Source organism: Tardiphaga sp. P4_G1 (assembly GCF_056401215.1).
This window is the reverse complement of sequence record NZ_JBFUJU010000005.1, coordinates 363,126-387,263: the sequence shown is the minus strand read 5'-3', so window position 1 is coordinate 387,263 and position 24,138 is coordinate 363,126. Positions and strand designations below refer to the sequence as shown.

Below are 24,138 nucleotides of genomic sequence, written 5' to 3'. Positions count from 1 at the left end.
ACAGAATGCGACCATCGCGACGACGCAACGTTCGGGCACTACCGCTGGCTCTGACGCTTGCGTCGTCGCTCCTCCTCTTCGGCACGGCCACAAGCCACGCCGAAGAAATCAATCTCTATTCGACCCGCGAACCGCAGCTGATCGAGCCGGTCATCGCATCCTTCACGGCGACGACCGGGATCACGGTCAAGCTCACTTACATCGAGGACAATCTCGTCAAGCGCATGAAGGCCGAGGGCGACGCCTCCCCCGCCGACGTGCTGATGACCATCGGTCTCGACAAGACCTCGCAATTCGCCGCGAATGATCTGTCGCAACCGACCACCTCTCCGCTGCTCGAGAAGGCAATCCCGCCGCAACTGCGCGGCAGGGAGTGGATCAGCCTGTCGGTGCGCCCGCGCGTAGTGGTGGTGCGCAATGATTCCACACAAGGCGCGATCCGCTATGAGGATCTCGCCGATCCCCGCTTTCGCGGCCAGCTCTGCATCCGCTCGCCCTTGCATCAGAACAATGTCGCGCTGATATCGGCCTATCTCGTGCATCACGGTGCCGATGCCACGGAGACGTGGCTCAAGGGTATCAAGGCCAATCTCGCGCATGCGCCGGAAGGCAAGGACAACGACGTCATCCGTCAGCTCGCGGAAGGTCGCTGCGGCATCGGCATCGCCAATACCGTGGCGCTGGCACAATTGCGCGACGGCCGCGAAGGCGCGGAGTGGACGACATGGGCGAATAAAGTGAAGACGGTGCCGACGACATTCGCGGGCGGCGGCACACATGTAAATCTTACGGGCGCGGCGCTGGCAAAACACGCGCCGCATCGCGCCGCCGCGCTGAAGTTCCTGGAATTTCTGGTGACACCGGCCGCGCAGAAAATCTACGCCGCGGCTGAACTGGAATATCCGGTCACATCAGACGCCGAGAGCGCGCCGCTGGTGGCGGCGATGGGAGCGTTTCCGAGCGACTCGCTTGATATCGATGCGATTGCTGCGAACCAGAAGGCGGCGATTGCACTGATCAAGAAGGTTGGGTTTGAGAAGTAAGGCCAAAGCGTGCCGTGATCTTACCCTCCCCCTTGCGGGGAGGGTGGCCGGCCCAATTCTTTCTTATTGGGCCGGTCGGGTGGGGGTGCCACAAACTCCGCCCTAATGTGGGCACCCCCACCCCGGCTCACTTCGTTCGCCGACCCTCCCCGCCTAGCGAAGCTTCGCTTCGCGCGGGGGGAGGGTAAGAAAGATCACCGCCAGCCCATGCCCGGCGCCACGTGTTTCAAGATCGCCTCGATCACATGCGCGTTGTAATCGACGCCCAGCTGATTGGGCACCGTCAGCAGCAGCGTATCGGCCTCGGCGATCGCCTCGTCGCCCTTCAGCTGCTTGATCAGTGCATCCGGCTCTGCTGCAAAGCTGCGGCCGAAGATGGCCCGCTCGGTGCCGTGCAGGTAGCCGACCTTGTCCTCGCCCTCGTTGCCCCGGCCGAAATAAGCGCGGTCGCGGTCGTCGACCAGCGCGAAGATGCTGCGGCTGACCGAGACGCGCGGGTCACGCGTGTGCCCTGCCGCCTTCCAGGCGTCACGATAGAGCCGGATCTGTTCGGCCTGCTGCACATGAAACGGCTTGCCTGATTCGTCGATCTTCAGCGTCGATGACTGCAGGTTCATGCCCTGCTTGGCCGCCCATTCCGCCGTCGCATTGGTGGAGGCGCCCCACCAGATGCGCTCGCGCAGGCCTTCGCTATGCGGCTCGAGCCGCAGCAGGCCCGGCGGGTTCGGAAACATTGGGTTGGGATTCGGCTGCGCAAAGCCCTTGCCTTGAAGGACGTCGAGAAACACCTCGGTATGCCGCCGCGCCATGTCGGCGTCGCTCGAACCATCAGGGGGCGCGTAACCGAAATAGCGGTAGCCGTCGATCACCTGCTCCGGCGAGCCTCTGGAGATGCCGAGCTGCAGCCGCCCGCTTGCGATGAGATCCGCGCTGCCGGCGTCCTCCGCCATATAGAGCGGGTTCTCGTAGCGCATGTCGATCACGGCCGTGCCGATCTCGATCTTTTTGGTGCGCGCGCCGACAGCGGCCAGTAGCGGAAACGGTGCCGCGAGCTGCCGCGCGAAATGATGCACCCGGAAATAGGCGCCGTCGGCGCCGAGCTCCTCGGCGGCGACGGCGAGATCGATGGATTGCAGCAGCGCATCGCCCGCCGAGCGCGTCTGCGATGAGGCCGACGGGGTCCAGTGGCCGAAGGAAAGAAAGCCGATGTTCTTCATGGGACGGGTACTCAGGGTGGGTTTGCTGAACCCCTATTTAGGCGTGAATGGGAGCAAGAAAAGGGAAACGATGGAAACGCATCGTTTCCGATGAGGCGATCACGCTCGTAGACTGCAGATCCGTGTCCACGTTCGCGCAGCTCGGCACGACGTCACACAACCCCTCGCCCGCACCCCTTAAGCGTGCATCCTGTCACAAATCTTCTATAGGTTGACCCAAATACGGCGTTGGGCGAGCATCAGCGTCACATCGAAAAACGGGGGGACAGGGCCATGCGCGTCACGACGTCTGCCGGAGCTTTCGAAGCGAGCGCGATCGCGGGCACGCGCGCCATCATGATCGCCCTCAATTGCGACGAGGCAGCGTGCAAGGGGCTGCTGGGATTTGCGTTCCAGCGCGCCAAGGGCGCCGGCAAGCCGGAATTCCTGCGCTCGCTGAAAGTGTTCGAAGAGGTCGAGCCAGAGCCCGACACCGAGCATGGCGAGTATTTCACCGACAAATTTCCGATCCAGAGTTTCCTCTGGAGCGACTATACCGCGGAGCCCGGCACGACCTATCACTTCGAGGTCATCCCCGTATTTGGCGACCCGACCGCCCCCGAACTGCGCGACGCCGAAAAGCTCGCCTTCACCGTCACGACGGAGAAGGAGGACGATGGTCAACACGGCATCTGGTTCAACCGCGGCGCCATCGCCAGCCAGGCCTATGCGCGCAAGTTCAAGAACCACAAGCCGACCGAAGCGGAGATGGACAATCCGAAGGACAAGCACACGGTCTGGCTCTCGCGCGGCCTGCTGGAGGCCTGCCTGGACTATATCGACACGACGAAGAAGAGCGAGGCGCTGCGCGCCTGTATCTACGAATTCACCTACGCCCCCATCATCGAAGCGTTGAAGGCCAAGATCGATGACGGCTTCGACGTCCGGCTGATCGTGCATGACGACAAGAAGGGCAAGAACCGCAAGGCGATGAAGGCCGCCGGCCTCGACGTCAAGGCGAAGCATAACGGCGAGCCGGTGGTGATCTGGCGCACGCGGCCGCCGATCCCGCACAACAAGTTCATCATCAAGCTCGACGGCGACGCGCCGCAAGAAGTGTGGACCGGCTCGACCAACATCACGCCGTCCGGCTTCCTCGGCCAGTCGAATGTCGGCCACCTCGTCCATGACAGCGACGTTGCCGAACAATACCTGAAATACTGGACGATCCTGAGCGACAACCCGACCGGCAAGCCGGCGAAGGAAGGCGTCGCGGAGATTTCGCCCTACCCGCCTGCCCTGGTGAAGCCGGGATCGCAGACCTGCATCTTCTCGCCCCGCCAGACGGCGTCGATGCTGAACTGGTATGCCGACCGGATGAGCGACGCCACCTCATCGATCATGTTCACGGCGGCCTTCAACGTCGCCGCCGATTTCATCGAGCCGCTGGCGCGCGACCGCGACTTCCTGCGCTTCGTGCTCAAGGAAAAGCCGCCCACCGCCGACGAGCGCAAGGCGCTCAAGGGCGACCGCGACCTGCAGATCTCGTTCGGCGCCGTGCTGGGCGCCGAGTTCAAGGTGGTCGACGGCAAGCTGGTCGCCAAGCGCAAGGTGAAGGAATTTCCGCTGGACCGCTGGTTTCTCAAGGAGGAGCTCACCCGCGACGAAGGCAATATCTTCTTCGTTCACACGAAATATCTGCTGATCGATCCCCTCAGCGACGATCCCCTCATCTGCACCGGCTCGGCGAATTTCTCGGAGGGGTCGCTGACCACCAATGACGAAAACATGATCCTGATCCGCGGCTCGACCCGCGTGGCGGACATCTACATGACCGAGTTCGACCGCCTGTTCCGGCATTTCTATTTCCGCGATGTCGCCAATGACGTGGCCAGCAAACGCAAAAAAGGCGAGAAGCCGGAAAAGGTGTTCCTCGATCCGGACGACAGATGGACGCAGAGCTATTTCAAGCCCGGCGGATTCAAGTCGCGGCGCCGCGAGATGTTCTTCACGATCCCGGCGTCCAACTGGACCGTCAATGCCGCAACCCACAGCGATGACGAACCGGTGCGTCCGCCGAAAAAGAAGAAAGCGGCGAAGGCTGTAGCGAAGAAGGCGAAGACGAAGACAGCCAAGAAGAAAACAACGAAGAAGACGGCAAAGGCCGCGTCGGCCAAAAAGGCAAAAGCCAAGACAACCAAATCCAAGAAGGTCGCGAAGGCAAAGGTCAAAAAAGCAAAGACCAAACCGACCAAGGCGAAGAAAGCCAAGACCAAGACGTCAAAGACCAAGAAATCAAAAGCCAAGTCGAAACGCTGAGCGGGGCAACACGCCGGAGCCCCCCCCGCGCCCGGCGCTAGCTCAGCACGCCCGTCCCGTCGCGCGGCGCGCCGCCGCGGGTGGCGGCGGCCTTGATGCCCCAGTCGGCCATGAATTTCGGCCGCGGTCTGTCCTGCAGCACCAGCGCCCCGGCGACCAGTGCGCGTGTCGGGATCGCGTCGCGGTCGATGGCGCCTTCGAGGGTCATGGCGAGGTCGCGCGCGAAGACGCGGTTGCCGATGTGCCAGGAATGGGTGAAGTCGCCGAAGAACGTGCTCTTCTTCGGATCGAGCGTGGCGAAATAGTCCCCGCAATTGACATTGGTGGCTTTCGAATGCGCGTCCGCCGGCAGGCCGACGCGGCCCGCGCGCGGCGCCACGCCGAGCCGCTTGGCATTGGAGGCTGCCAGCACGCTGTCATAGGGGTTGGAATAGTTGGTCAGGCGCAGGATGCGCTTGAACATCGGCCCCGACCAGGAGTCATTCGCCGACAGGCTCGACGACGCCACGTCGCCGGCAATGAAGGCGACCTGGCTGACGCGCCAGTTGCTCTTGAACAGCGCGCCGTCCTTCTCCGCCTGCACGAAGGCTTCCATGGCCACATAGGCGCCGGTGGAATGGCCGAGCAGATGGACATTGGTGACGCAGTCCTTCTCCTGCCCCTGCGCCAGCACGGTGATGCAATCGCTCACCAGCTTCACCGCCACTTCGGCGCCCTTGGAGCGATCCTGCCAATAGGCCAGCGTCTCGTTGTCGCTCGGCCAGTCGAAGCCGATGACGAGGCCCTTCCAGCCCTCGGCCTTGAGATCCTTCGCCAGTTGGCGCTGGCGCTTCATGATGATGTCGAGATCGTTGTTGTAGCCGTGGATGAAGACGAGGATGTCGCCGGCTACGCTGATCGAATTCTGGTTGGGATCGCCGTCTGCGATATCGCGCACCTCCTTCACCCATTTGGCGAGATCGGTCTTGCTCGACGTCGCCATCGCCGGCGTCGGGATCGCCACATTGGTCGGCACCCGCAGATAGCGGATGGTGCCGACATTCTCGTTGAAGGCAGCGCCCGAAATGCCGCGCGCGGTGATCAGATAATCGACACCTGCCATGAAATCCCCCTGCCGTTCCCGCCGGGTTTCCTCCGCATCGCGCCGCCCCCTCTTTGTGAGCCAGGCACGATCGACGTGTGCCAGCCTATCGCGCCATCACAGGTGCAGCCAAGTGACCGGATGCGCGCCTCCCACGATATCGGCGACGACGGACGGCGATGCACCGGACGCCGCACGCCCGGCTTGCGCAATCCTGTACATAGGTATATATTCTTTAACATGACCCATCCCTTCTTCGGCCCCATCCTCCGCCTTCGCGTCACGCCCGATGAGCCCGAGGCGCCGGATGCCTTTGTGGGCGGCCCGCGCGTGCGCGGCTCAAAGCGGCCGCATGGGGATGCCAAATGCGCGCAGGTGCGCCGCCTGATCGAGACGACCACGCTGACCTATGGCGAGATATCGAAGCAGACCGGCGTCGGCCGCGCCTCGATCTGCCGCTGGACGCGCGACGGCGGCTGGCAGCGTCCGCTCTTCGCGCCGCGCGCCACCGACACGGTGCCCTCCGCCCGCGCCTCGCAGAAACTCAAGCTGCGCAAGCTCGCCGAGCGGCTCCACGCGCTGGCGGAGCGCGCCGTGCGCGAGCTGGAAGCGCAGCCCGATGTCGACATCGACCGCCTGATGCAGGCGCTGCAGGTGCTGAAGATGGCGCGGCTGGAAGCGATGGGCCGCCGGCGCCCGCGCCGCCACATCGACATGCCCGCGCGCACCGGCCGCGAGACGATGGAGCGCGACGCTGCGATCCGCACCGCGCTGAAGGAAATGCGCCGCGGCGGCGTCGATGTGACACAGATTCCGGACGACGCGATGGCGCTGCTGGAAGCCGCGCATACGCCGCCGGAGCGGGATCATCCGGCGCTGCGGCCACGGGGGAGCCGGCGATATTAGCGCGCCATCATGCGCATGACTCCGTCATGCCTCCACTCTCTCCACGTCATCCCCGGGCTTGACCCGGGGATCCATCTTTGCGCCGAGCGCAGAAAGCAACGTGGATGGCCGGGTCATCTAGCGAAGCTCGCTTCGCGCCGCCCGGCCATGACGACCGAGAAAACCTCGCCACCTCACACCTCCACCGGCAGATAGAAATCGATCACCGCGCCCTTCTTGGTCGGCGCGAACTCGCTGTCATAGCGCTCGAAGTCCGGCCGGTCGGCGACGGTGAGCCCGGAGGCCGGCACAAGCTCGCCCCAGATTGTCGCCATCGCGTGCTTGATCTGCGGATGCACCGCGCCGCCATTCAGTGTGATGCGAAACACTGCATAGGTCGACGCCGCGATGCGCTTCGCCGCAAAGCCCGCCGGCAACGCCGCGCCTTCGTCCGCGCCGACGCCGGCCATGTAATCGAAACTGCCTTCGGCGCGGTCGACATTCCAGACCACGCCATAGGTGGTCCAGCTCGGCGTTTGCCCTTCGAACGGCAATGCGCCCATCAGCTTCGACCACAGTTGCGGGATCTGCGCCTTGGTCTCTTCATCGAACCGCGCCGAAGGACCTGCAACAGTGAAGGCGTCGAGCGCCACCAGGTCCGGCAAGCGGGTGACAGCGACGGCGACGTCATCGGGCATGGTCATCGGATATTGTCCTTCGATGGGAGTGACACTGAAACCGCGGCGAAAGCGCCCGGGCGCAACGCCGAACAAGCGCGCAAAGGCGCGGGTGAACGCCTCCTGCGAGTCGAAGCCGCAATCGAGTGCGAGATCGACCAGGCGCAGATCGGGATCGGCGGTCAGCCGCTGCGCCGCGCGGACAAGCCTGCGACCGCGCACATGTGCCATCACGCCCCGCCCCATCGCGGCCGAGAACAGCCGCGAGAAATGATAGGGCGAGAGCTTGGCGTGGGCGGCGATCACGTCGACGGAGAGCGGATCGTCGAGATGCTGCTCGATCCAGGCGAGGACGGCAACGAGATCGGGCGTGCGGTGCGGCATGGGCTGGTTCATGCGGCGGGTATCGCATGGGCGGATGGAGGTGTCTTGATCGGTCTTGCTGTGGGGGCGAGAAAGCGGATGTGGGAAGTAGCTCGTCCGCCTTCGGAATTACTATAGCTGAGCCTCCCGCCACGGTGCCTTGGCGCGCACCCAAAGGTTGCGTTAAGCTGCCGCTGGGGAGATCGTGTAATGCCGAAGATCGTTCTGTTCGTACTAGCAGGCTTCTTGGCCTGGGTGGCTTACAACACGTCGGATAAATATGATGCTGCCGCCAGCGGGCCTCTAAAGCCCGACACCTCCCCAGCCGCCAATGAGGCGGCGAAGCGCCGCTGGGCCGCTCAAGACCGACTAGAGCAGACTCAGAACATCAAGATCGCAAAGTGGTCGTGGAAAAAAGGCGGGTTCGACAGCGTGATGCTCGCAACATTCACGGTTCAGAACACGAACACGTTCGGGGTAAAGGACCTCAAGATCAAATGCGAGCATTCAGCCCCTAGCGGGACAGTGATCGACAGTAACACTCAGACGATCTACGAGGCCGTTAAAGCCGGCGCCACCCGGACGTTTAAGGACGTGAACATGGGCCTCATCCATACTCAGGCGAAAAGCTCATCCTGCTCAATCCGTGATTTCGTACAAACATGAGGGGGTTTCCGCGAGCGTGCGCGCGACGCCAAGGTTCGCCTTATGAGCATTGAAGACTTGGTAGATGATTTTTGGCGAGATGCGCTGAGGTCGAACGCCACGGGCGCCGAAGCTCAAGAGAAATGGAACGCCTTCATACAAGGATTACAAGCTCGGGTAGCTCGTTTCCCTAAGGAAGCACAAGATGAGGTTTTCCTTCGCGCTGTTACGCATAACGCTGAATGCATAGGGATAGCTCGGGCCGATCTCGACGCGCTAAGAAGGAAACTAGGTGTCCCCATCTCCAGCAGCAGACTGGCCGAAGTAGCTGCCGAGACACTGGTTCGTGAAACAGTGTCGCTGGGCGTCGGGGCGTTTTTTCGACTTTTTCGCTGAATCCGCGACGGGCGCGGAATGCACGTCGCATGGGTGGGACCGGAGCGTCTCGATCAGCGTTGCCGATGGCGAATGAATTAACCGACAACACCAAGCGCGCTTCATAGAGGCAATCTAGGCGGCGGTCTTTTTGCTTACACGCGGCTTTGCAGGTTTAGGCGACGCGAGGTGGGCCGATTCCGTACTGAGAAGCAGCTGCCGCGCATACGTGCGCGACGCTTCTCGAACAGCGTCTTCGTTAGAAAAGATCAATAGATAAAGGGCGTGCAAGAATGCAATAGCGAGTACTGGTGCGACGCTGAGCGAATATTTCTCGGCGCCCCCGGAGAAATATGCTGCAGCGCAGCCGATTACAATTGCACAGTTCAACACAAGTGCTGGCCATTTCAACGCAAAGAGATTGCGCCGGTAGCCGTATGTTATGTTTTCGTTGAACAGAATGTCGAACTTCTTCTTATTGCGCGTGTTCTCTCGAAGCCATGTGCCTGCTCGGGCGTAAAATCCGTCCGCAACCGACGGGTCAACTTCTTCGCTAATCCGAGTGGGTGCAGGCTCACCAAGTTTCTCAGCCAAGAACCTATGAATCCGTACTTTCGTTTCAGTATCAAGCGCATCGTCCTGGTGCCTAAGCATTGTGATGCTAGGCAATCCTCCCATACGCCCAATAAGTTCTGGCTCAATCTGCTTGCCGCGACGTCTAGCGACATCGGCAAATACCATTAGGAGGACTGCGAGCGCAGTGCCAGCGATTGCATGGGCAACGCCTAGCGACCTACCAGACACAAGAACCCACACGAGGGCTAGAACTGGCGCCACCGCTATGATTGCAGGAAATAGCCGAGCAAACAGCGTATACCTGTCAAACTTGAGCACTATTAATCCTCGACATCCGGACACAGAGGGATCGGCGTGACGTCAGAGCAACCTTCCCTGCGATCGTACCCACTCACAAAGTTGATCCAAGAATTCTGGGTGGAGTAAACTTTGAATCCTCTGCGCGTGAACGCATTCGCCACCTTCTTGCGCGGGTACTTGTCCTGATCCTTGCCAACGGACGCCACGGCGTGGCCGCGACCTTCCGCCGGGTAGGCGCCGAGCAAACGATTCAACACGCTCGGCTTGACGTTCCTTCGACTCCCGTGGTGGGGGATCTGGACCAGTGTCGGCTGAGTGATGAGCGTAATATTCTCCAGATATGTAGCAGCTTCTTCGAGACCATCCGGACCAACGTCTCCCGTGAAAAGCACACGACGATCGTCAAACGTTGCCCACTGTACGACCGAGGTCTCGTTGGAGGCCGAGGTCGACGGTGGGTTTTCGTCCAAAGTTTCTATCTGAAACGTTTCTTTGACCTTATCCACGACGCTCCCCAAAGCCTCAGAGAGTATGCCACCAAGACTTGTGGTCGAGTCGCTGGCGTATGAAGGCGGGGTCTTGTCGAGGTCCGGAATGAGTCGGATGTATCGCTCACGACTCGGCGCCAGCACGGTAAACGCCCCAATTTGTGCGCCTTGAAGCGGCGCGCGAATCTGAATGCCGCGGCGCGCGGCTATCTTCTCCATCTCGACCAAGTACGGGTGCATCTCCCGCATTTTTTTGATCAGGCCTTCGCGAGTGTAGAGGCCATGAAATCTGTCCAAGACGTCGTCTACGTAATCCCACGGTCGGTTGATCCAAAGCGTATGGATCGTGAAATCTTCGCATTCTAAGACCTTGATCAGGCCGCAAGCGTGATCGTTGTCGGCATGCGTTAAGACCACATTGGCGATTATCGCGGTCGCAGAGTAGTAGCGCTTAATGTGGCTTATGATCTGGTCGCCGGTGTCGGTGAACCCACCGTCGATGAGATTGAGGTAAAAATTGCCGTCTTTAGTATGCCCCCACTTCACGATGATCGCGTCGCCGTTACTATTGCCCGCACGCAGGAAATCGATTTCGTATGGCAAAGTGCCCCCTATGATCGGCCACCCAAATGAGGCAGTCGCCAGTCGTTGAAATTGTTTTGCCGGTTTAAATAGATACACAATTACAGCGTGTATTCATTTAAGGTGCCCAGCATGACCCGCAAGGCTTCCAGCAAATAAAAGTCGTTGGGACTGCAATTTTCCGAACGTCCAGCGTTCAGACGGCGCACTAAAGATAGGACAATGACACTGACCGATCTATCACTCCTCAAACACTGCCTCCATGTGTCGGAGCCAAGGAATAGTAAAGGATGAAGTCAGACGATCCACGGCTTATTGAGAGCCACAAGCTACTAACTGAGCGCATTGCAAAAATCGACGGCATGATTCTAACGGTGCTCAAAAACCACGTCGCCGTCGAGCAATCGATGGCTGAGCTTCTCGACGCTTACGGGAAGGACTCTGAGGATTTAAGCTTCGCTCAGAAAATTAGTGCCTGCAAAGAGTTCAAGCCTGACCTTATTAATGAGGCTATTTGGAATCTCCTCGAAGCAAGCAATAGGCTGCGCAACAAGATCGCACATTACCTCCATGGCCCGGAAGTAGCGGAGAAAATGCAAGCCGTTCGCGACGCCTACTGCGCGGCCGTCTCCAAGGAGCAATGCGTCGCTGCGAAGACAATGACAGATACGCAATTGGCGATGACTGCGTTTACGTGTTGCGGCTCGTACATTGTCGTCGCGACTGAGAGCAAAAAATCTGGAACGCATGAAGCATAAAACAGTAACGAGCGATCGCAGAAAAAGAAATGACCAGGAACACACCCGGTCATTTCGTTTGGTGATCGTAAGTAAGAAGGCCCCCTACCCCTCCTTGAACCCATATTCCGGCACATTGCCCGTCGCGCCGTAATACTTGTAGGGCAAAAACTTGCCGGACATCGTGATCTGGACGCGGTCGCCCTTGGGGTTAGCGATGCGCTGCATCACCATGTCGAAATCGATCGCCGACATGATGCCGTCGCCGAATTCCTCCTCGATCAGCGCCTTCCAGGCCGGGCCGTTCACCATCACCATCTCGTAGAAGCGATAGATCAGCGGATCCTGCGGCGGCATCTGCACGTTTTCGGCGCGCATCGGGATCTCGTTGAGCATCGCCGTCTCCGCCTTGGTGAGGCCGAACAGCTCGCCGGCATTGGCCGCCTGCGGCTTGGTCAGCTTCATGTTGCCGAGAATGGCGCCGACGATCAGCACTTCGGAATAGCCGCCGATCTGCTCGCAGATATATTTCCAGGTCCATTCCTTCTCGCGCTTGATGTCGAGCAGCTTTTCGGTGAGGTCGGATCGCAGCATGGTCGTTTCTCCTTGGTCTTGAGGCTTCGGGTGACGCGGCTAGCGCGTCGCGCTGTGAAGAGACGGCATCGTTGGCGCCTCGGGGAATGCGGGCCGCACCACCGGCACATGGCGCGGGTCGTGGTGCGGCGTGGTGGCGGTGAAGGTCTTGCTGCGCGTCACCAGGAAATCGATGATGTGGTTGCGCAGCGCGTAATAATGCGGGTGCTTGTGCAGATCGATGCGCGAGCGATCCCGCGGCAGCGGGTTCTCGACGATCTCCGCCAGCACGGCGCCGGGGCCGTTGGTCATGAGAAAGATCTTGTCGGCGAGATACATCGCCTCGTCGACGTCATGGGTGATCATGAAGGTGGTCTGGCCGGTCTCCAGCGTCACACGCCGCACCTCGTCCTGCAGCGTCCCCCGTGTCAGCGCGTCGAGCGCCGAAAACGGCTCGTCCATCAGCATGATCTTTGGCGTGATCGACAGCGCGCGCGCGATGCCGACGCGCTGCTTCATGCCGCCGGACAGTTCCGACGGCCGCTTGTGCTCGGAGCCCGTGAGGCCGACCTTGTCGATATAGGTCTGCGCATGCGCGCGGACCTTGGCCTTGTCCCACTTGCGCCATTTCGACGACACCGCGTACGCAATGTTGCCCATGACCGTCAGCCACGGCAGCAGCGCGTGGCTCTGGAAGATCACCGCGCGGTCGAGGCTGGTGCCTGAGATCGCCTGGCCGTCGACGATCACGGTGCCCTCGGAGGGTTCATCCAGCCCGGCAAGGATGTTCAGCACCGTGGTCTTGCCGCAGCCGGAATGACCGATGATGCAGCCGAACTCGCCAGGTGGCATCGACAGCCAGAGATCCTCGAAGATCGTGGTGCTGCCGCCGGACGCCGCCGGATAGCGCTTGGCGATACCTTCGATGGAGATGAATTTGGTCGAGGTCATGACGATACTTTCAGCGACGCGCGGCTCCTTCTCCCCGCTTGCGGGGAGAAGGTCGGGATGAGGGGGAGCCGCTGCGACGTCGTGCTGCCGAGAGTCCCCCTCACCCGACTTCCACGCGCTGCGCGCGTTACAGTCGACCTCTCCCCGCCTGGCGAAGCTTCGCTTCGCTGTGCGGGGCGAGATAAGGAAGGAGCGGCATTCATCAAGATTACAAATCGCATCGCATCACTCCGGAAACGTGACCATGCGGGTGAAGCGCGCTAATATCTGATCGAGCAACATGCCGACGATCCCGATCAGCAGGATCGCGATAATCACATTTGTGATCGATAAATTATTCCATTCGTTCCAGACGAAGTAACCAATCCCCGTCCCGCCGACCAACATTTCAGCGGCGACGATCACCAGCCACGCGATGCCGATGGAAATACGCATGCCGGTGAGGATCGTTGGTGCGGCCGCAGGAAGAATGACGGTGAAGGCGCGGCGGAAGGTGCCGACTTCCAGCGTGCGCGCGACATTGATCCACTCCTTGCGCACGGCGGCGACGCCGAAGGCGGTGTTGAGCAGCATCGGCCATACCGAGCAGATGAAGATCACGAAGATCGCCGACAGGCTGGAATCCTTGATGGTGTAGAGCGCCAGCGGCATCCAGGCGAGCGGCGAGATCGGCTTCAGCACCTGGATGAAGGGGTCGAGCGCCTTGTTCATCAGCGGCGACATGCCGATCAGGAAGCCGAGCGGGATGGCGACGATGACAGCGATGAGATAGCCGAGCCCGACGCGGCCGATCGAGTAAGCCAGCTGGATGCCGAGCCCCTTGTCGTTCGGCCCGTTGTCATAGAACGGCCGCTTCAGGTGCTCCCAGAGTTTGGCACCGACATCGAGCGGCCCGGGCATTGCTGATTTGCCTGAGGTCGCCGTGAGCCCCATCAGCTTGGCGTATTCCGGCGACATGGTGCCGACCGTTGCTGTCTGCCGCGTGGCGAGGTGCCACACGCCGATGAAGGCGAGGAAGATCGCGATGGACACGACGGCAGCGCGGAAGCGAAGGGATTGGATCACTGCCTTCTCCCCGCTTGCGGGGAGAAGGTGGCGCGGACGAAGTCCGTGCCGGATGAGGGGGAGTTTCCACAAGCTTCGAACGTGAGGAGAGGCCCCCTCACCCGACTTCCACGCGCTCCGCGCGTTACAGTCGACCTCTCCCCGCAAGCGGGGCGAGGTAAGGAAGCGGCGCTCGCGACGCTTGTCATCACGTCGCCTTCCTGATCTTAAAGCTCGCCAGATACTCCTTCGGCTTTTCCGGATCGAAGGTCTTGCCCATCACCGCGAACGACTTGTAGCTCGTCGTCGGTGGCGTCAGGCCCATCTCCTTCATCACCTTGGCGGTGTCGGTGGCGAGGTAGATCTGCTCGGCGACGCCCTTGTAGTCGACGTCGCCCTTGATCTGGCCCCAGCGCTGCATCTGGGTCATCATCCACACCGCAAAGGACTGCCACGGGAACGGATCGAAATCGACGCGCTTCGCATCGGTCTTGATGCCGCCGAGACCGTCGGCATAGGTGCCGGTCAGCACCTGCTCCAGCACCACCGGCGGCGCGTTAAGATAGGCGGCCGGCGCGATGGCTTCAGCGATCGACTTGCGGTTCTCCGCCTTCGACGCATAGGCCGTCGCATCGACGATGGCGCGCGTCAGCGCGGCGAAGGAATTCGGCGACGTCGTGATGAACTCCTTGCTCGCCGCGAACGAACAGCACGGATGCCCGTCCCAGATTTCCTTGGACAGGATATGCATGAAGCCCACGCCGTCATAGATCGCGCGCTGGCAGATATTGTCCGGCGCCAGGAAGCCGTCGATATTGTCGGCGCGCAGGTTCGCGACCATTTCCGGCGGCGGCACCGAGCGCAGCTGCACGTCGGTATCGGGATCGATGCCGTGTTCGGCGAGATAGTAGCGCAGCAGATAGTTGTGCATGGAATAGTCGAACGGGATGGCGAGCTTGAAGCCTTTCCAGTCCTTCGGATCGCGCTTGTCCTTGTGCTTCATGGCCAGCGTGATGCCCTGGCCGTTGATGTTCTCGATCGCCGGCACGGTATAGGGGATCGGCTGCGAGCCGAGGCCCAGCGAGATCGCGATCGGCATCGGCGCCAGCATATGCGCGGCGTCGTATTCCTTGTTGATGGTCTTGTCGCGAATGACGGCCCAGCCGGCGGTCTTCACCACTTCCACATTGAGCCCCTGCTTCTTATAGAAGCCGAGCGGATCGGCCATGATGATCGGCGTGGCGCAAGTGATCGGGATGAAGCCGACCTTGAGATCGGTCTTCTCGAGCTTGCCCGCGCCCTGCGCGAACACTTCGGTCGCCGTCTTGATCGGGAAGAACTGCGACAGCGCCGCCAGCGCGCTGGACGCACCGACCGACTTCAGGAAGGCGCGGCGCGCGACCTCTTTCGGAAACACCGCGCGCATCACCGCCGACGCGACGACGCCCTCGTAGCGTTTGTCCTCGGTCTCGGGAATGTCGCAGCGAAGCTGCAGCCCTGCCTCATGCTCGGACTGGCTGGCGTGCTGGCCGCAGCTGCAGGCGCCGGCGCGCAAACGACGGGCGGGATCGAACGGATTGTCGAATGTGGACATGTGACCTCCTCGGTGACGCTCCGGTCATTTACGCAAGGAGTGTGCCAGCGCAGCGTTGGCCGGAATGTCCAATCGCCGCAGGCATTTCGGCCCAACATTGGCGATTACGAGAATTCGTGCTACACGAAAATTCGTAGCATGATTACGATTTTTCGGAGTTTCGCCGATGGATTTGGCAACGGCCCAGCCACCCGATTTGCGCACCATCGCCTTCGATTATTCGGTCGAGCCGACGCTGCTGCTCGATCCCCATGCCGACCAGATCATCGATGCCAATCCGGCCGCCTGCACCCTGCTCGGCTATGACCGCGCGCTGCTGCGCCAGATCAAGATCAGCGCGCTGCATGCGGGCCAGTTGCCGGCGCTGATCGTGTTCACCCAGGCGGTGCTGGCCAAGGGCTCCTACTGGACCAACACGCTGACGCCGCGCCACGCCACCGGCGAAGCGTTGCAGCTCGAATATGCGGGATCGCTGGTGCCGCAAGGCGAGCGCGCCTTGCTGCTGCTCACCATGAGCGATCTCGAACAGCGTCGCCGCCGTCATGTGGACGCCGCCGCCGAGGATCACATGCGCGGCGGCATTGCCGCCTGGCAGCGGGTCGAGCGCGTGTTTCAGGACATCGAACGCGAGAACCAGTTGATCCTGCGCGCCGCGGGCGAAGGCATTTACGGCGTCAATGCCGATGGCAAGACCACCTTCGTCAATCCAGCCGCCGAGCGCATGCTGGGCTGGACCGCCGATGAACTCGTCGGCAAGGAAATCCACCCCATCGTGCATCACAGCCATCACGATGGCAGCCACTATCCGGATCACGACTGCCCGATCTATGCGGCGTTTCGCGACGGCGCCGTGCACAATGTCGACAACGAGGTGTTCTGGCGCAAGGACGGCTCGCCGGTCTGGGTCGAATACACGTCGACCCCAATCCGCGACCGCCACATGGTGGTCGGCGCCGTCATCGTGTTTCGCGACGTCAGCCAGCGCCGCGAGGCCGATGAAAAGCTGCATGCCGCGCTGGCCGAAGTCGATCGGCTGCGCGAGCGTCTCGAACTCGAAAACGCTTACCTGCAAGAGGAAATCCGTATCGAGACCAATCCGCGCGGCATCATCGGCCAGAGCGAGGCGATTCAGAAAACGCTGCGGCAGGTCAAGCTGGTGGCGCCGACCACCGCCGCGGTGATGATCACCGGCGAGTCCGGCACCGGCAAGGAATTGATCGCACGCGCGATCCATGAAGCGTCAGGTCGCCGCGACCGGCCGCTGATCCGCGTCAATTGCGCGGCCATTCCGCGTGAATTGTTCGAAAGCGAATTCTTCGGCCATGTGCGCGGCGCCTTCACCGGCGCGGTGCGCGACCGCATCGGCCGTTTTGAGCTGGCCGATGGCGGCACGCTGTTTCTCGACGAGGTCGGGGAAATCCCGCTGGAGCTGCAGGGCAAGTTGCTGCGCGTGCTGCAGGAAGGCAATTTCGAGCGCGTCGGCGAGGAGCGCACCCGCTCCGTCGATGTCCGCGTCATCGCCGCCACCAACCGCAACCTGAAACAGGAAGTGGCGCGCGGCCGGTTTCGCGAGGACCTGTATTTCCGGCTCAACGTGTTTCCCGTGGAGTCGGTGCCGCTGCGCGACCGCCGCGAGGACATCCCCCTGCTGGCGCAGCACTTCCTGCTCAGCGAGAAACTGAAATCGGATCTGCGCCTGTCCGAGGGCGATGCACGGCGGCTATCGCGTTACGACTGGCCGGGCAATGTGCGCGAGCTGCAGAACGTCATCGAGCGCGCGGTGATCCTGGCGCAGAACGGCCGCTTGCGGATCGACCTGCCCGATGCGCCCGGCCCGCATCACGCTACAGGCGCGCATCGCGTGAAGTCCGACGCCCGGCCGGCGGTGATGACATCAGCCGAACTGCGCGATCACGAGCGCAGCAACATCCTCGCGGCACTGCAGGCGACATCCGGCAAGGTGTTCGGTCCCGGCGGCGCGGCGGAGCTGCTGGACGTCAGGCCGACGACGCTGGCGTCGCGGATGAAGGCGTTGGGGATCGAAGGTGCGCGCGGACGGATGGGCGCGTAAGCCGCCACACACGCGTCATTCCGGGGCGCGAGGCAAAGCCGCGCGAACCCGGAATCCCGAGATAGTTGAAACTCCGATTGCAAAACACCCAGAGATTCCGGGTTCGCGTCCGGCTGACGCCGTCCACGCCCCGGAATGACGAGTCTAGTTTTGCGAAAACAGCGCGCTCAGCTCGCCGCCGCAGCCGTGACGGCAGCGGCCGCAGCAATACCGCTGCAGCGCCCGCTTGCGCTCTCCTGTAATAGGCATATATTCCAATCCCGATTGACCGCGCTCTAAAGGGAGTCAGCATGCGCTATCCTGCCTATCCTCTGTTTCCCTCCAACATCCGCGTCATCGACTCCTCCGCGGACGCGGTGGCGCGCGTTCGGGTCGATGCCGATCCCGGACCGCCGCCGGTTCCGGGCGGCCGCCCGAAGGGCTGCAAGAAGCTGCACACCAATGCCACGGTGGCCGCGGCGCGCCGCCTGATCGAGGAGACGACGCTGACCTACAAGCAGATCGCGGCGAGGACTGGCGCAACCCACGGCACTGTCGGGCGCTGGGCCCGCGAGGGCGGCTGGCAGCGTCACCCGTTTGCGCCTGTGGCCAGCGATACGTTGCGAGGCGCCCGCGCCGGCCGCCGGCTGAAGCTGCGCGTGCTGAGAGAGAAGCTGCAGGCGCTGGCCGAGCGCTGTGTCACTGAGCTGTGGAACAGCCCCACGGTCGATCTCGACCGGCTGATCCAGGCCATGCAGGTGGTGAAGATGGCGCGGCTGGAAGCCATGGGCAACCGCCGCCCGCGCCGCCGCCCCGATGCGCCGGCGCGCACCGGGCAGGACTGGATCGACCGCGACACCGCGATCCGCAATGCGCTGAAGGAGATGCGCCGCGGCGGCGTCACTATCGACCGCATCCCCGATGAAGCCATGGCCCTGCTGGAAGACGCCCATACGCCACCGGAGCGCGACCACCCGGCACTACGGCCGAGGGGACCGCGGCGGAGAGTGTAGGGGATAAGAGATTAAGCGGTTTTGGCCGAAGCGTGTTCATTCGGGGCACGTAGCATGACGGGATGCTGCGTCTTGATTGGCATTGCTGTTCAACATCGCAGCAAAATCATTGGAACCAACCATTTCTAAGTGCTCGCTTGTAAAAGATCGCGATCGGAGCTCACCCAACCATTGGGCACATAGACCCTCATTATGCTTGCCTCTGAATGCTGCCTCCCTCTAGAAGTCAGCTCACTTGATTCGGAATGGAGCGTCGAAAAGTGGCCTATCGCACCCTAGATCCGAGAACCGAACTCGAGCAGACGGTCACGGCAGACTTTAAGGCGGCTCTCGAAAAGCGAGGATGCAGCGTTACACACTACGGGACCCCCGCCTCTCCGGCGCCCGCTAGCGCACCGTGCGACCTATCCGTGGAATATGGGCCCAAAACGGCCCGCCGTACGATCATGGTTGAAGTCGCTCAGCGTGTTGATGCGTCTGAGCTTCAATCCCTAATAGCTCATCTCGATAGCTGGCTTGAGAATCGGGGTAGCGAAGTAGATCTGCTCTATTCCGGCCGTTCTACTTCCGCTCGAATGGCACGCCTTGTGCGGAACGAAAATGATAGACGTAAGTCACTCAAGATTCCCGGGCGAATTATCTTCATCAAGTTAGACGATTTGGAATCGTTCTTGACCCGCTGGAAAGGGCTGCCAGCCGAAGAAGCTCCAGCGAAAGCTCTGTCAGAGCTCTTTAATCGTTTTAGGGAGTGCATCGACGATCTAAGTTCAGCCGAGATTTTTCGGCAGAGCATCTTCCCTGAATGGGTGGAGAAAAAGAAAGAGCTGAGCACTGAAGCCATTGAGCGATTGGCATCGCAGCAGGAACGCCTGAAGAAAGATATTCAGAAACTCGAAAACCGTCTGCGTGAGAACGGCATCACTGGACCGAGGGGCCACAAGTTCTTAATATATCTATTCTTCATGGCCCTCTATGAAGACAAACGAGGCAAGAAGACCCGCGCTACAAAAGAGGGGTTTCTTGCTTATCGCGACAGCTTATCTAATGCAGCTAAGAACAACGCCGAGTATCGCGACAGAACCGTCCACCATTTGCTCTCACAAGAAATTCTCGAAGATTCTCACGTGATCGAGGCCGGGCATACCTAGCCAATACGAAAAAATTGACCTTTCTGACGACTTTGTACTTAAGCAAGTCATTCCAATTTTCGAGAACTACTCATTCGCGGATGCCGCCATCGACGCGATCGGAGCAGTGTTTGAAGCACTCGCGCGCCGCGCCGAAAAAGACAACAGAATCGGCCAATTTTTCACTCCGGAAACCATCGTGGCGGCCACTTGTCAATTGGCAAGTCTAAAGCCGACGGACTTGGTTGCCGATCCTGCTTGCGGAACAGGGCGTTTCTTGATCCGCGCGATGGCTGATATGTGCGAGCAGGCAGGAAATGTTACCGGGAAATCCCAGGAAGAAGTTACTCGCCAAATCAAACAAAAGCTGATCCTTGGCTGCGACATAGACCCGTGGATAGCAGTTATCGCAAAGATGAATATGTATATTCATGGCGATGGCAAATCCAACATTCGGCAAGCAAATGGATTAACCCTCGCAACAGCACCGGCGTTCGCACCTCAACGAAAGAAGCCACTAGCTGAGGCCTTGGACGTAGTTGTGACCAATCCCCCGCTTGGTGACATTAACTTCGTCGCGGTAGCCGAAGGCGTCGGCAAATTTCAGGCGATGATCGCCGGAACTAGCGGTGATGCGGCGGATGTCGCGCGCAGAGCGTCAGAGTGGTCGAGTTCCAATCTGGATGTAGTACCGCACATTGCACTGGAAGAAGAGGCAGAAAAACGAGCAGCCAAAAAAGCAGACGAATGGCGCGACAAAGCAGCAATCGCTAAAATTTCTGGCGACGTCTCAGCGGAAGCACACGCACGAAAGTACGTCGAGCAGTGGGACTCGAAGCGAAAAGAAGCGAACAAGTCGATCGGCGCGGGGAACATAACATATAAGCCAGCAGGAAATACGGCCAAAGGCGGCGCACTCTTCTTGAGTGCCATCGGCCGCTGCCTGAAGAGAGTACGCGATGCATCACTGCCCGTTGAATGGCGAGGCGGGGTCCTTGGATTGATTATTGACGAAGCAGTTCTCAACACCAGAGAATACGCCACTGCTCGTGCTTTTATTCGTCAGCAGTATTTCCTGAAGGCAATAGTGTCTCTTCCTCGCGACGCGTTCGAAGACTTAGCAAAAACAACTGCTAAGACTTCGATAATGATCCTGATTAGGAAGGACGACCCATCAGTCCTTCAGCGTGAGCCCATTTTCTTTGCTCGGGCGGATCAAACGGGCGCCTCAGGAAACGATCTGAAGAAGCCAAACGATTTGATTGCGATCTGCCAAGCTTTCGATCTTTGGCGAACGACGGCTTTTGCGCATTGCGCAAAATCTGGCCAGCCAGTACCGACGAAGACGGAGGTAGGTAAAGCTCAGCTGAAACTAGCCGCCGCCTCATTAGGCGTTGGACAAGTTGCACTCCGATATCTAGATGTGAATCAACAGAGCCAGCGTCTCGACGAGGCATTCTGGTGCATGCAGGATCTTGTCTCGAAGATCCCAACTCCTGTCCCGCTTAGCGATGTCGCCGATCTGATTTCAGAAGGCCGAATTCCTCCTGAGCAAGACATTTATGCTTTTGCGTCGGTCGCTCGAAATGAGGGCAGAGTCAGATTCAAAGGCGAGACAACAACTCAGTATTCCACCGACAACCTGCAGCAAGTTAAGACCGGAGATATTTTGGTCTCAGGCATCGACTTAGTACACGGCGCTGTTGGCGTCGTAGGACAAGACTGCGACGGGATGATCGTATCCAAAGAGTACTTCATACTCGCTGCGAAAAACGGGAATGACCCGCACTGGCTCGTCTCTTTGCTACGAACAGGCGCGATGAGACGAATAGTCGAAGGCACAATCACAGGAACATCAAACCGAACGCGCGTCGAAAGCCCTGAGGTGCTCATGGCTCTTCCGCTTCCTCAGCCGCCGAATGCTAAGTTGCAAAAGATGGTTGGCGACGCACTTAGGTCGGCGCACAAGCATCATCAGCAGATGGTGCAATCAATTCAAAAGGCCGAGGTTGACGCCGCAAAAATTGCTGATCTCCCCTTTGGCTTAGTAAAGGCCGAAGATGAAGAACAATCTGAGGACTCAGAAGCCGCCGAATGAGACCTGCACTAAATTAAAGGTACATCGCTTAAGCGTTTCGATACCTACAATCGTCCCGCATAGCGCTTCGCTCATGCGGGCCAGACTTCCTAGCCAAACAGCTTATTCAGCTCGCCGCCCTTCGCGCCCTGCGCAAAGGCCGTGAACGTCCCCTGCCCCGCAATCTCCTGCGCCGCGCCCATGAACCCGGCCCACGCCACGCGCGCCAGCGCACCGCCGACGCTGATGCGGCGGACGCCGAGGCTGGCGAGATGCGCCACGGTCATGGTCAGCTGCACGGTGAGGACGTTGAGCGGCTTGCCATTGAGCGCCTTCACCAGCGTGGTGATCTCCTCGTCCGAGGCGACGCCCGGCGCATAGAGGCAATCGGCGCCGGCCTCCGCAAAGGCTATGAGCCGTGCCGTGGTCTTCTTGAGGTCGCGCTCGCCATGCAGAAAACCTTCGCAGCGCGCGACCAGCATCACCGTGGGATCGACGCTGTCGATGGCGGCGCGGGCGGCCTTGATGCGCTCCACGGCGAGCGCGTCGTCATAGAGCGGCTTGTCGGACTTTCCGGTGGAGTTCTCGATGGAGAGGCCACTGATGCCGCTCTTCACCGCGCGGGCGACATTGACGGCAACGCCTGCGGGGTCATCGGCGAAGCCGGCCTCGAAGTCGGCGTTGACCGGCAGGTCGGTGGCGGCGGAGAGCAGCGCGAGATGTTCGATGACATCGTCGGCGGTGACCTTGTTGTCGGGACGGCCGGTGGACCAGGCATAGCCGGCTGACGTCGAGGCCAGCGCCTTGAAGCCGAGATGCGCGAGATAGCGGGCGCTGCCGACATCCCAGGGATTGGGCAGCACGAAGCAGCCGGACTCGTGGAGCTTGCGGAAGTTGGCGCGCTTCTCGGCGGTGGAGATGGTCATGGAGCCTCCCGGTCTTAGTGCCGCGTTGATCGCGGCTGGTCCTTACATTGTAGCGTGGGACTCGCGTCGCTTCACGCTGTCATTCCGGGGCGCGCCTCTTGGCGCGAACCCGGAATCCCGGCATGGGAGTCTCCGGGGAGCCAAGCCACTCAGAGATTCCGGGTTCGCTCGCCAAGTAGCGAGCGCCCCGGAATGACAGTTCTAATTATCGCCCTGCCCCGGCATCCCGCTCGCCAGCAACGCCTCCAGCCGGTCCAGCTCCGCCGCAATGTCGCTGATAACATCGTCCGCCCGCATCGCGATCACGCGGTAGCCGCGCTCCTGCAGCCAGGTCTGCCGGGCGGCGCGGTCGCTGACAATCACCTCGGTCTCGCCGGCATTGACCAGCTCGATGGCGATCCGCTCCGGGAAGGAGACGAAATCCGGGATGTGGCGGCCGACCGGGGTCTGGCGCTTGAACTGGCCGGCGAAGCGGCGGTCGGCGCGGAGCTGGTCCCACAAGAGCCGCTCGGCATCGGTCGGGTTGCGGCGGAGCATACGCGCCAGGCCGCGGACCGTGCCGCTCTCATGCGCCTGCGCGCCCTGCCCGTGTTCCGCCAAAAGCGCCCGCAAACGGGTCGCCTGTTCGCCGTCGAGGACGCCGCCCTTGGCCGGGCCCTTGCGGCCCTCGGCGATGGCCATGACCACCCCGTGCAGCGTGTGCATGTCCTGCTTGGTCGGCTCCATCCGGGTGAAGATGTTGCGCAGGTTGACCAGCATGGTGTCGCGCTTTTCCGGCGGGCGCAGGAACTCGACCTTGTCGAGCTCGCCGACGAGATTGTCGAAGAACGCCGTCATCTGGTGCTGCGACGCCGGTTCGGACCGCTCCGGCATGGCATAGGGCAGCGCGTTGGAAGTCGCTTGCTTGAACCATTCATAACCGCAGAGAAGAACCGCCTGGGCGAGGTTGAGCGAGGCGAAGGCCGGGTTGACCGGGAAGGTGATGATCCGGTTGGCCAGCGCGACCTCCTCGTTCTGGAGCCCGTAGCGCTCCCGGCCGAACAGGATGCCGGCGGTGGCACCTCCGGCGACATGGGCGATGGTCTCGGCGGCGGCGGCTTCGGGGGCGACCACCGGCTTGGCCTGATCGTGCGCCCGGGCGGTGGTGGCGAACAGCAGCGTACAGTCGGCCACTGCCTGCTCGACGGTGTCGAACAGCTCGACCTTGTCGAGAATGTGGTCGGCGCCGGAGGCGGCGCGGCGGGCATGGACGTTCGGCCAGCCATCGCGCGGATTGACGATGCGCAGCCGGGTCAGGCCGAAATTGCCCATGGCCCGCGCGCACATGCCGATGTTCTCGCCGAGTTGCGGTTCGACGAGGATGACGACGGGGCCGACCAGGTCGGTATGCGCCTTGGTAGAGTCGGTGCCTGAACCGGACATGCACTTCACTTTCTGATTCAATCTCTGAAGGTCTTGAATCAACCCGTGAAGGTTTTGATTCAACACCTCATCCGGGCGCTGCAAGTCACATGAA

General features: G+C 61.0%; 21 protein-coding genes. 10 read left to right on the top strand and 11 right to left on the bottom strand.

Going from position 1 to position 24,138, the window contains the following annotated elements; genetic code table 11:
- Positions 1–5: 5 nt before the first annotated feature.
- The gene (locus AC1DUY_RS14460) at positions 6–1,043 is read left to right on the top strand and encodes an extracellular solute-binding protein (protein ID WP_478115083.1); all 1,038 of its coding nucleotides are present in this window, start codon (positions 6–8) and stop codon (positions 1,041–1,043) included.
- 194 nt (positions 1,044–1,237) lie between these two features.
- Here AC1DUY_RS14460 and AC1DUY_RS14455 read toward each other — a convergent pair whose 3' ends face one another.
- Positions 1,238–2,260, bottom strand: a complete 1,023-nt coding sequence (locus AC1DUY_RS14455; RefSeq protein WP_478115081.1) for an LLM class flavin-dependent oxidoreductase — start codon at positions 2,258–2,260, stop codon at positions 1,238–1,240.
- Positions 2,261–2,533: 273 nt separating this feature from the next.
- Between AC1DUY_RS14455 and AC1DUY_RS14450 the strand changes: the two genes are divergently transcribed.
- Complete coding sequence (locus tag AC1DUY_RS14450; RefSeq protein ID WP_478115079.1) at positions 2,534–4,558, top strand: phospholipase D-like domain-containing protein; 2,025 nt, start codon at positions 2,534–2,536, stop codon at positions 4,556–4,558.
- Positions 4,559–4,595: 37 nt separating this feature from the next.
- Here the strand turns inward: AC1DUY_RS14450 and AC1DUY_RS14445 are convergent, their stop codons facing one another.
- Positions 4,596–5,660: an alpha/beta fold hydrolase gene (locus AC1DUY_RS14445; RefSeq protein WP_089265039.1), complete on the bottom strand. Its 1,065-nt coding sequence runs from the start codon at positions 5,658–5,660 to the stop codon at positions 4,596–4,598.
- A gap of 120 nt (positions 5,661–5,780) precedes the next feature.
- Here AC1DUY_RS14445 and AC1DUY_RS14440 point away from each other — a divergent pair, with 120 nt between their 5' ends.
- A complete protein-coding gene (locus tag AC1DUY_RS14440; protein ID WP_478115077.1) occupies positions 5,781–6,545 on the top strand; it encodes a hypothetical protein in 765 nt (254 codons plus the stop codon).
- 173 nt (positions 6,546–6,718) lie between these two features.
- On the opposite strand, the gene AC1DUY_RS14435 is transcribed toward AC1DUY_RS14440, so the two are convergent.
- Complete coding sequence (locus AC1DUY_RS14435; protein ID WP_478115075.1) at positions 6,719–7,597, bottom strand: effector binding domain-containing protein; 879 nt, start codon at positions 7,595–7,597, stop codon at positions 6,719–6,721.
- A gap of 177 nt (positions 7,598–7,774) precedes the next feature.
- Here AC1DUY_RS14435 and AC1DUY_RS14430 point away from each other — a divergent pair, with 177 nt between their 5' ends.
- Both AC1DUY_RS14430 and AC1DUY_RS14425 read left to right on the top strand, forming a co-directional pair.
- Complete coding sequence (locus AC1DUY_RS14430; RefSeq protein ID WP_478115073.1) at positions 7,775–8,230, top strand: hypothetical protein; 456 nt, start codon at positions 7,775–7,777, stop codon at positions 8,228–8,230.
- 42 nt (positions 8,231–8,272) lie between these two features.
- A complete protein-coding gene (locus AC1DUY_RS14425) occupies positions 8,273–8,605 on the top strand; it encodes a hypothetical protein (protein ID WP_478115071.1) in 333 nt (110 codons plus the stop codon).
- A 114-nt stretch (positions 8,606–8,719) separates the two neighbouring features.
- On the opposite strand, the gene AC1DUY_RS14420 is transcribed toward AC1DUY_RS14425, so the two are convergent.
- On the bottom strand, positions 8,720–9,325 hold the full coding sequence (locus tag AC1DUY_RS14420) for a hypothetical protein (RefSeq protein ID WP_478115070.1): 606 nt from the start codon (positions 9,323–9,325) through the stop codon (positions 8,720–8,722).
- Positions 9,326–9,480: 155 nt separating this feature from the next.
- A complete protein-coding gene (locus AC1DUY_RS14415; RefSeq protein ID WP_478115068.1) occupies positions 9,481–10,551 on the bottom strand; it encodes a ComEC/Rec2 family competence protein in 1,071 nt (356 codons plus the stop codon).
- 269 nt (positions 10,552–10,820) lie between these two features.
- Here AC1DUY_RS14415 and AC1DUY_RS14410 point away from each other — a divergent pair, with 269 nt between their 5' ends.
- Positions 10,821–11,288: a hypothetical protein gene (locus tag AC1DUY_RS14410; RefSeq protein WP_478115066.1), complete on the top strand. Its 468-nt coding sequence runs from the start codon at positions 10,821–10,823 to the stop codon at positions 11,286–11,288.
- A gap of 84 nt (positions 11,289–11,372) precedes the next feature.
- Here the strand turns inward: AC1DUY_RS14410 and cynS are convergent, their stop codons facing one another.
- The 4 genes from cynS to AC1DUY_RS14390 all read right to left on the bottom strand — a co-directional run bounded on the left by cynS (position 11,373) and on the right by AC1DUY_RS14390 (position 15,429).
- The gene (cynS, locus tag AC1DUY_RS14405) at positions 11,373–11,861 is read right to left on the bottom strand and encodes a cyanase (RefSeq protein ID WP_231080026.1); all 489 of its coding nucleotides are present in this window, start codon (positions 11,859–11,861) and stop codon (positions 11,373–11,375) included.
- A 39-nt stretch (positions 11,862–11,900) separates the two neighbouring features.
- Positions 11,901–12,791, bottom strand: coding sequence for an ABC transporter ATP-binding protein (locus AC1DUY_RS14400; RefSeq protein ID WP_478115063.1), 891 nt, complete (start codon positions 12,789–12,791; stop codon positions 11,901–11,903).
- 225 nt (positions 12,792–13,016) lie between these two features.
- A complete protein-coding gene (gene ntrB, locus AC1DUY_RS14395; protein ID WP_093756500.1) occupies positions 13,017–13,856 on the bottom strand; it encodes a nitrate ABC transporter permease in 840 nt (279 codons plus the stop codon).
- 187 nt (positions 13,857–14,043) lie between these two features.
- Positions 14,044–15,429 carry a CmpA/NrtA family ABC transporter substrate-binding protein gene (locus tag AC1DUY_RS14390; RefSeq protein ID WP_175367928.1) on the bottom strand — a complete coding sequence of 462 codons (1,386 nt, stop codon included), beginning with the start codon at positions 15,427–15,429 and terminating at the stop codon, positions 14,044–14,046.
- 166 nt (positions 15,430–15,595) lie between these two features.
- Here AC1DUY_RS14390 and AC1DUY_RS14385 point away from each other — a divergent pair, with 166 nt between their 5' ends.
- The 4 genes from AC1DUY_RS14385 (at position 15,596) to AC1DUY_RS14370 (ending at position 21,717) form a co-directional block, all read left to right on the top strand.
- Positions 15,596–17,500, top strand: coding sequence for a sigma 54-interacting transcriptional regulator (locus AC1DUY_RS14385; protein ID WP_478115060.1), 1,905 nt, complete (start codon positions 15,596–15,598; stop codon positions 17,498–17,500).
- 290 nt (positions 17,501–17,790) lie between these two features.
- Positions 17,791–18,492, top strand: coding sequence for a hypothetical protein (locus AC1DUY_RS14380; RefSeq protein WP_478115058.1), 702 nt, complete (start codon positions 17,791–17,793; stop codon positions 18,490–18,492).
- A gap of 260 nt (positions 18,493–18,752) precedes the next feature.
- Positions 18,753–19,640: a hypothetical protein gene (locus AC1DUY_RS14375; protein WP_478115056.1), complete on the top strand. Its 888-nt coding sequence runs from the start codon at positions 18,753–18,755 to the stop codon at positions 19,638–19,640.
- Positions 19,633–21,717 carry an N-6 DNA methylase gene (locus AC1DUY_RS14370; RefSeq protein ID WP_478115286.1) on the top strand — a complete coding sequence of 695 codons (2,085 nt, stop codon included), beginning with the start codon at positions 19,633–19,635 and terminating at the stop codon, positions 21,715–21,717. Before AC1DUY_RS14375 ends, AC1DUY_RS14370 begins: the two co-directional genes overlap by 8 nt.
- Before the next feature lie 89 nt (positions 21,718–21,806).
- On the opposite strand, the gene AC1DUY_RS14365 is transcribed toward AC1DUY_RS14370, so the two are convergent.
- Both AC1DUY_RS14365 and AC1DUY_RS14360 read right to left on the bottom strand, forming a co-directional pair.
- Positions 21,807–22,622 carry an isocitrate lyase/PEP mutase family protein gene (locus tag AC1DUY_RS14365; RefSeq protein ID WP_478115054.1) on the bottom strand — a complete coding sequence of 272 codons (816 nt, stop codon included), beginning with the start codon at positions 22,620–22,622 and terminating at the stop codon, positions 21,807–21,809.
- Between the two features lie 201 nt (positions 22,623–22,823).
- Positions 22,824–24,044 carry a TrmJ/YjtD family RNA methyltransferase gene (locus AC1DUY_RS14360; RefSeq protein ID WP_478115284.1) on the bottom strand — a complete coding sequence of 407 codons (1,221 nt, stop codon included), beginning with the start codon at positions 24,042–24,044 and terminating at the stop codon, positions 22,824–22,826.
- Positions 24,045–24,138: the final 94 nt, after the last annotated feature.